Here is a 7,766-nt window from a genome sequence, read left to right as displayed (position 1 = left end):
TATTGGGGAATTGTTCAGGAAGAAAGCGGAGGGAAAACGCTTGCTACTTCAATAACAGCCGAGGTTATCAATGGGGATGATTTTTTGGGAGAAACCGCATTAAAGAATCCCGGAAAATTTTTAGCCAGCATAATTTCTAATTTGCCTGGGCAGACGATTTTTCTTATTCGAATGGCTCTTATTGTTTTTGTAATGATTTTAATTTCTGGACTTGCGATGAATTTGTCTCCGAATTTTTATAAAAATAGAAGATGAACAAAAATAAAAATAATTTTTGGCTGGATTTTTTTCTCCTGTTTCTTTTTCTTATCATAGGAACTTTCTTTTTCTACCGCGCAATTAATGCTGCCGGACCATATGATTACACTGCGCTTGAACCAATTCCGGGAACTGCAAATACCGGAGCCGATCTCAAACTTTACATCGAAGCAATATATAAATTTGCCATTTGGACTGTCGGAATTGCGGCTGTCTTGATGCTGACCATCGGAGGATTTATGTATATGGTTAGCGCAGGAAACACTTCCAAGATGGACACAGCCAAAAAAATAGTAACCGATGCCATCTTGGGGCTCATCATTGCCCTGGGCGCTTATCTCATCCTTTATGTTATTAATCCTGATTTGGTAAAAATTACGATAACGATGAAATCGCTGGGAGGCGGAACAGTAACAGAATCGAAACCAAACCCAAATACTCCTCTTGCACCAAATTCTAGCGGATGCAGCGCGATTGTATCTGCAGCACAAGCGATGAAAAATCAAGGATGCCAGTATGATCAAGGAAAAAGAAATGGATGCGTTGGAAGTCCTGGATATACTGATTGCTCTAATTTTGCAGGAGGGGCTTATGCTAAAGCTTCCTGCAGGAAACCTGGTAATGTAGCAAGAGATTTTTATTCAGGAGGTGAAAGCGTAGGCGAAGCTAGTTCGCTTAAGGCAGGAGATGTTTTGGCCACGTTAACTCCCAATCCTCATGTGGTTGTGTGTGAAGGAAGCGGATGTTCAACAGTCATCCATGCTTCAGGAAAAAAAGCAGGGATTAAAGAATCGAATGGAAGCTACTACCTGAACAAAAGTGATATCAGAGTGATAAGAGCTTCGCGGTATTGCGATTCTTGCGGAAACTAAAAAATTTATTTGGTTATATTTATGGATAGAAAAAAAATAATTGCTATTTCAATGTCGGTTTCTTTTATTGCTACTGCGGCCATATTTTACTATTTTTATTTTCAAGGGAATCAAGCAAGCCAGACAAGCAATGCAACGGGCAAAAGTCAAAATAAGCTTGAGCTAAAAACTCCCATCGCTGTTTCCAATAATATTGAAAACAGTAGTAATAATTTCTACTACGTTCAAGATCTCAAAAATTCAGAAGAAATTAAAAAAGCATTTAATGAATATACAAACAACAAGTCGTCTCTTGCTCAAAATAAACAATTATCCTGGAATAGGATTGCTAATAAAGAAAAGGAAGAAGTTTCATTAGATGATCTTTCTGTAGCAGTTGGCTTCAAAATAAATGACAAAATTAGCACTCTTTTTAATAAGAATGAGTACGATTTAATAATTTGCTCGCCAGAAAATTCTTCCCAAAGTTATGGGATTGTTTTGGAAGTTGATCTTTTTAATAATTATCCGGATTTATATCAAGATGAAGTGAATTTTATGAAAACCTGGGAAGGATCAATGCTTAGCGATCTTCATGAGGTGCTTTTCCCAGGAGTAAATTTTAGCCAAAGTGAACTGGACAAAAAACTTGAATTTAAAGATGGTAGATATCGTTATGCGGAAGTAAAAGCCGGTGGTTCAATGTATTATGAAATTATTGACGATTACATCATTATATCATCTTCAGCATTATGCGTAGATAAAACATCATTAGAAATTTTTGGAAGTGATTAATTTTTTACTAAGAGTTATTTCTCTTGTTTTTTTGTCAAGAATAATGCTATCCAAAAAACCAAAGCCAGATCATTTTTCCAATAAGTAGTGTCAAATATTCCGTGGAGTAAAATGTAGATTATGATTCCAGCAAAAACAGCCAGAACGGGGTTGTTTTTTATTTGAGCTAATATATTTTTAAACCAGAATAGTATAAGAATCGCGAAACCAACAAATCCAATGATTCCGCTTTGAAGCCAAAAAGCCAAGTATAAATTGTGAGGCTGGGGCACTGCCCATTCCAAATAAGGAGGAAAATATTTCTGGTATTCTAAATATTTATTTTGAAAATTTCCCGGTCCGATTCCAAAAACTAGATTATTTTTTAGCATTAAAGTTGAAGACTTCCAAATCATCATTCTGGAATTTAGCGATGAACGCTCGGAAAAAGCATTATTTAATTTGAGATTTCCAAGTTGGGTTAAAAATGCGATAAAAATTATTAGCAAAGAAATTAGAATAAACTTCTTGCTCAATTTTTTTGTAATAAATCTGACAATTGATAAACTAATAATTATTGACACCCAAGCAGCATAAGAATAGGTTAAATAAATTATAAATAAAATTATAAACAGCGATAACGGTATTATATAATTTTGAATTTTGAATTTTGAATTTTGAATCAATTTTGAATTTTGAATTTTGAATAAGTAAAACCCTATGAATATTGCCGGCGATAGATACATTGCCAGATAATTGGGCGAATTATAGAAAGCCTGAAGCCTTCCATCATAAGTGAGATAGCCGTAAAAAAAGTATTCTAAAGCGGCAAGACTTACCGCAAAAGCAGAAAAATAAAGAGTTTTCAGTATTTTTTCAACTTCCTCTTTTTCTTTTATAGTCTGAAATAAGACGAAGCCAAATAAAATCGGATCAAAAAACCAGCCTTTAATTATTCCAAAACCGGTTTGATAATTTTTGTTAACCAAAGTGGATAATATAAGTCCGATAAAGATTAAAGCGATTGAAAAAATATATATTTTATAACTTGCGTATAATTTCTTCCAATCAATTTGAGGTTTTTCGAAAATCCAAGAAACGAAAGTCAGATAAATTAAAATTTCCAAAATATTAGTTGGAATTTTAAATAGGTTAAATCTAATTAGATAAGTCGGGATTAAAAAAACCGTAGCGAAGATTAAAATTTTGGTGAGTTTATTCATTCTTAATCTTGATAATACTTAAAGCGATAATAGCTAAAAGCAAAGGAAGAACATGGATGGAATATAAAGGAGTTTCGAAAATTGAATGGACGGAAAATATTATTAAGCTTATGGCTCCGGCTAAATAGAATTTATTATTTTTTCCTAATCTTATAAAACTCAAAATAGAAACAATAATTAGCCAAATGAAAATTAGAGCGTTTAATATTCCGGTTTCGGCGGCAATATCCAAATATAAATTATGGGAATAAATCGGTTCCCGATAATTGGCGCTAGGCTTTATTTTCAAGGCATAATTGCCAATCCCGACTCCCAGAGGATTATTTTTGATTACTTCCAGTGATTGTTTCCACGTCTCAAGTCTTCCGGAATTTGATCCTTCGCTTACATCAAAACTGGAAGCCAATCTTTGGCTTATGGGATTTGGAAACATTATTATCGCTGCAATAATTAAAATAAAAATATTGGTAATAACAAATTTTTTAAGAGAAAATCTTCTGACTAGTTCTTTTTTGAAAATAAAAAGCGTGAAAATTAATCCCGCTAGAAGTCCTAAATATCCTCCGCGGGAAAAAGTAAAAATATCAGTTATTAAAATTAGCGCAGATATTATCAAATATAGGTTACTTTTATTTTTCCAAAACAAAGCGATGGCAAATGGCAAAAGCATTCCCAGATAAAAAGAAAACATATGCGGATCCGGGAAAAAAGCGATAGCTCGCATGTAAGTATTCCCTGAGATTTCAACCAACCAGCTGGGATTTTGAAAAACGGATTGAGAAAAGCTGTTTCCCAAAAACGGAGTGATAACTTTTTGCCAAAGCGAGAAAGTTCCGTTTATCCCGATGAAAAATTGCAAAGCAAATTGGAATAATCCGACCAATGAAACCAGGCCAGCTCCGTAAACCAAGAATTTGATAATTTTCACGTCTCTGCCATCTCGAGTGAGCGGTAGCGAATCGAGAGATCTAATTAGATTCCTCGACTCCGCTTCGCTTCGCTCGGAATGACATATAGATGCCACAACGAAGTAGATCGGAATAAATGAGAGCAAAAATAGCAATTTGCGATAAGCCCAATCAGTATTTTGGGCGAAAACCAGCGAAAAAGCGCTTAAAAAAAGAAAAGAAAAAAGCAGCAAAGTCTGGATTTTGTTAGGAATAAAAAACTTTTTTTGAGCCAAACTTTTCAAAAGCCAAAGAATACCCAGAAGCAACACAAAAACCCGTCCTGATGCCAAATCAACGCCCTCGGAGGCATTGAGAGCTAGTTGGAAGGGAAGATAGAGACAGAAGAGTAGAAGTAATTTATAAAGCATATTTATAAAATGTCTAATTGACCTAATTTCTAATTAACCTAATAAAATTCCAAATACCCAATAGATGAGAAATGAAAGATAGCTTTATCTTGTTATAACAGTGGATCTGATTAATTTTAACAGGTTTGTTGCTATTTTTCCAAAGTGCTTTTCGAAATAATAATCTTGCGATTCATAATATAGTTTTTTCTGTTTTTTTTTGTCTTCAAAGCTTTTTCCTCCAAAATGTTTAACGGTAAATTTCGGATTATATATTATTTTATAACCTAAATTTCTAGCGCGCTGGCAAAGGTCGATGTCTTCAAAATATAGGAAGAAGTTTTCGTCAAATCCTTTTAGCTTTTCAAATAATTCTTTTTTGATAAACAGGCAAGCTCCGCTTACCCAAGCGCATTCTACCGACTCATTGCTTTCCCATATTTTTTTGCTTCTTTTTAGTCCGATATTGTTTAATAGTATATCCGATAAATTAACTTCTTTCCCGGCGCACCATTCTTGAATATTATTATTATTTTCATCAACAAGTTTCGGTCCGATTATTCCAATAGCAGAATCTTTTTCAAATTCGGAAATTATTTTTTCAAAATAATCAGAAACTATTTCCGTATCAGGATTTAAAAAACACAAGGTTTCTCCTTGTGCTGCTTTGGCGCCGACATTGCAGGCATATCCGAAGCCTTTATTTTCCAAGGCAGTTATTATTTTGATATCTTCCGAATGAGTTAGGATATCATCGCAACTATTTACGACGATAATTTCCTTGGAAATATTTTGAGTATTATTAAAAACAGAAGCCAGGCATTTCTCGAGATAATCCTTGCTGTTATAATTTACGATTATAAAGGATATTTGGGGTTTTCTTTCCATTTTTTGAAGTCTAAGTAGGCTTTTTTAACAGTGGGTGCATAGCGGTTTCTGTTATTCAGATTATCCGCCATATTTTTTATTTTTCTAAGGTAAAGATATGGATGAGTCAACATTCTGAAAGCCGGAGGAGTATTTTTTTTGAAAAAAATTAATCCGGAAAGAACCAGCCAATAAATTTTATTGGATAAATCCAATTCGCTTTTTTCACAGTGGATTACTTTTGCGGTTGGAACAACCATTGAATCAAAACCTTCCTTTTTTGCTCTTAGGCAAAAGTCAGCGTCTTCATAATACAAAAAATAATCTTCAGAAAGAAGGCCTATCTTTTTAAATACTTCTTTCTTGACCAGCATAGCGCACCCGGTGACATATTGTGTTGAAAAAGCGTCTTTTTTATTCGGTCTTTCGTTGATGTGGATAGCTCTCATTTTCGACCAAATTATTTTTCCTCCAGAAAACCAAATATTTCCACTTTCATTGTATATAATCGGACTAAAAATACCGGCTTTCGAATTTTCCGCCGATTCAACTAATTTCGATAAAGTGTCTTTTTCTAAGAAGGCATCATTATTGAGAAGAAAAATATAATCTGCCATCTTTTCCAGAGCAAAGCGAATGCCAACATTATTTCCGGCTGAAAATCCGGAATTTGTGGCATTTTTAATAAAGTGGAATTTGGGATAAAGATTTTTGGCAAGCTCGAAAGAGCCGTCCTTGGAATCGTTATCAACAACTACTGCTTCAAGATTAGGATAGTCAGAACAAAAAACGGAATCAAGGCAATGCTTAATCGCGTCTTTTCCGTTATAGTTTAATATTATTACGAATATTTTGTGAGCTTTTTTCATTTTAATATCCCACGAATTACGAATTTAGTACGAATATGCAAATAATTGAATTGACAATTTTTTAAATTCGTATATTTGTATCTGATTTGTGATTTGCGGGGTTACCCGATGGGTTCTTCTGGAAAAATTTCTTCAATTTGAATTTTTTCCCGATTGAAAAGGCTTTTGATTTCGTCCTGTGAGATAGCTTTGGTTATGTAGAGAAAAATAAGATAAACAGCAGTACTTCCCAAAGCTATCATAAAAAAATTAAATCCTTGAAAAATAAAAAGAAATAGAGACATAGCTATGCCGGAAGCGAACATGCTGCCGATATTGTTTATTCGCGGAGTATATCGGAGATATTTTTTAGAAAGATAAAATCCAAAAATTGCCACTAGCATTTCTGTGAAGACGGAAGTATATGAAGCTCCGAGGTATGAGTAACGCGGAATCAGATAGAAATTAATTGAGATATTGAAAATGGCGCAAAATCCCAAAGCGATCATTAATTTTTTTTGAAGATTCCCAGCTAAAAGGATGTTGTTAAAGAAGCTTCCGAAGAATATAAACGCCAGAGAGAATATTATTATTCGAAGAACATTGGCCGACTCGGCAAATCCTCCTCCGCCAATCAGCTTAATGATTCCATCCGACAAAAACAATGTCCCGACAATTATGGGGATTATTAGTATTACGAAAAACTTGAATGTTTTATCGGAAATATTGTGGAATTTTTTTTTGTCAGTAAAAATATAACGCGCAGTTAATGGAAGAATGAGCCCAATGATCATTGCCGGAAAGAAGGTGATGTTTTCAATAACTTTGTAGGCGGCGTTATAAATTCCCACATCGGAACTGGATCGCATCATTGAAAGCATAATTGTGTCAGTTTTGAAGTAAAGGAAGGTTATGACAACAGCGATTCCCATAGGAAGCGATTCTTTGATGAATTTTCTCCAGTAGCCAAAATCGACTTCGAATTTGAATTTGACATACCGTCGGCTGAGAAGAAGGATCACAAAAAAATTAAAAATCATGTAGACAAGAAGAGAAAAAATTATCATTGAGAACCCCAAGTCCATTTTTACGGCAAATATTATAATTCCCATTTGGATGACCTTGCCGATGAGTTCCGTGATGGCAACTTTATCCATCGCCAGGTATTTTTGGAATATTCCATTAAGAACTGAATAGGCGGAAGAAAAAACAAAAGACGCAGCTGCGATAATTATTCCCAATTTTAAATCATGCGAATACGGCAGAAGAAAAACTAACGGAGAAAAAAGAAAAACGATAATTGCAGAAGTGAGTCTTAAGGAAAAAACATTTCCCATTATCTTCTTTTCATCGGAGCCAACTCTTGAAATTTCCCTAGTAGCGACGGAATAAAGGCCAAGATCAGCCAAAGATCCGAAAAAAGAAAAAAACGCAAGCACAGTTGCGTAATCTCCGAAGCCGTCTCTGCCAAGGTAGCGGGTGATAAAACCAATTGATACTAATGCTAAAACAGTAGCTAATATTTTGGCAGTAGCGTTGAAAAAAACATTGTAGGCAATTTTTCTGGCAACAGCCATAATCGGTAATTTTTAATTTCCAATTTTTAATTTTTAAATAAATTATAATGCTAAAATTTTTAAACATTAAA

8 protein-coding genes are annotated in these 7,766 nt (G+C 34.3%); 3 read left to right on the top strand and 5 right to left on the bottom strand.

Annotated elements, in window-relative coordinates:
- The 3 genes from WC906_04605 to WC906_04595 all read left to right on the top strand — a co-directional run.
- Positions 1 to 255: hypothetical protein (locus tag WC906_04605; GenBank protein MFA5777693.1), on the top strand; the 255-nt coding region annotated here is incomplete at its 5' end.
- Positions 252 to 1,130, top strand: a complete 879-nt coding sequence (locus tag WC906_04600) for a pilin (protein ID MFA5777692.1) — start codon at positions 252 to 254, stop codon at positions 1,128 to 1,130. The genes WC906_04605 and WC906_04600, both read left to right, overlap by 4 nt.
- Positions 1,131 to 1,151: 21 nt before the next feature.
- Positions 1,152 to 1,904, top strand: a complete 753-nt coding sequence (locus tag WC906_04595) for a hypothetical protein (protein ID MFA5777691.1) — start codon at positions 1,152 to 1,154, stop codon at positions 1,902 to 1,904.
- Positions 1,905 to 1,918: 14 nt separating this feature from the next.
- Here WC906_04595 and WC906_04590 read toward each other — a convergent pair whose 3' ends face one another.
- The 5 genes from WC906_04590 to WC906_04570 all read right to left on the bottom strand — a co-directional run bounded on the left by WC906_04590 (position 1,919) and on the right by WC906_04570 (position 7,695).
- On the bottom strand, positions 1,919 to 3,106 hold the full coding sequence (locus WC906_04590; protein ID MFA5777690.1) for an O-antigen ligase family protein: 1,188 nt from the start codon (positions 3,104 to 3,106) through the stop codon (positions 1,919 to 1,921).
- Complete coding sequence (locus WC906_04585) at positions 3,099 to 4,424, bottom strand: O-antigen ligase family protein (protein ID MFA5777689.1); 1,326 nt, start codon at positions 4,422 to 4,424, stop codon at positions 3,099 to 3,101. The genes WC906_04590 and WC906_04585 overlap by 8 nt, the downstream gene beginning before the upstream one ends.
- Before the next feature lie 84 nt (positions 4,425 to 4,508).
- On the bottom strand, positions 4,509 to 5,291 hold the full coding sequence (locus WC906_04580) for a glycosyltransferase family 2 protein (GenBank protein ID MFA5777688.1): 783 nt from the start codon (positions 5,289 to 5,291) through the stop codon (positions 4,509 to 4,511).
- Positions 5,261 to 6,139, bottom strand: a complete 879-nt coding sequence (locus WC906_04575) for a glycosyltransferase family 2 protein (protein MFA5777687.1) — start codon at positions 6,137 to 6,139, stop codon at positions 5,261 to 5,263. Before WC906_04575 ends, WC906_04580 begins: the two co-directional genes overlap by 31 nt.
- Positions 6,140 to 6,240: 101 nt before the next feature.
- Positions 6,241 to 7,695 (bottom strand): flippase, encoded by a 1,455-nt coding sequence (locus WC906_04570; GenBank protein ID MFA5777686.1) that lies wholly within the window; start codon positions 7,693 to 7,695, stop codon positions 6,241 to 6,243.
- Positions 7,696 to 7,766 lie beyond the last annotated feature (71 nt).

The organism is Parcubacteria group bacterium, from assembly GCA_041657845.1.
Taxonomy (GTDB): domain Bacteria; phylum Patescibacteriota; class Minisyncoccia; order Moranbacterales; family JAKLHP01; genus JAKLHP01.
Note: the sequence above shows the minus strand (reverse complement) of the source record. Positions and strands in the feature narration are given on the sequence as shown.

What these genes read in the sequence shown, in the direction of transcription:
- WC906_04600 (MFA5777692.1), top strand. Translation starts at nt 252, where the DNA reads ATGAACAAAAATAAAAATAATTTTTGGCTGGATTTTTTTCTCCTGTTT.
- WC906_04595 (MFA5777691.1), top strand. Translation starts at nt 1,152, where the DNA reads ATGGATAGAAAAAAAATAATTGCTATTTCAATGTCGGTTTCTTTTATT.
- WC906_04590 (MFA5777690.1), bottom strand. Translation starts at nt 3,106, where the DNA reads ATGAATAAACTCACCAAAATTTTAATCTTCGCTACGGTTTTTTTAATC.
- WC906_04585 (MFA5777689.1), bottom strand. Translation starts at nt 4,424, where the DNA reads ATGCTTTATAAATTACTTCTACTCTTCTGTCTCTATCTTCCCTTCCAA.
- WC906_04580 (MFA5777688.1), bottom strand. Translation starts at nt 5,291, where the DNA reads ATGGAAAGAAAACCCCAAATATCCTTTATAATCGTAAATTATAACAGC.
- WC906_04575 (MFA5777687.1), bottom strand. Translation starts at nt 6,139, where the DNA reads ATGAAAAAAGCTCACAAAATATTCGTAATAATATTAAACTATAACGGA.
- WC906_04570 (MFA5777686.1), bottom strand. Translation starts at nt 7,695, where the DNA reads ATGGCTGTTGCCAGAAAAATTGCCTACAATGTTTTTTTCAACGCTACT.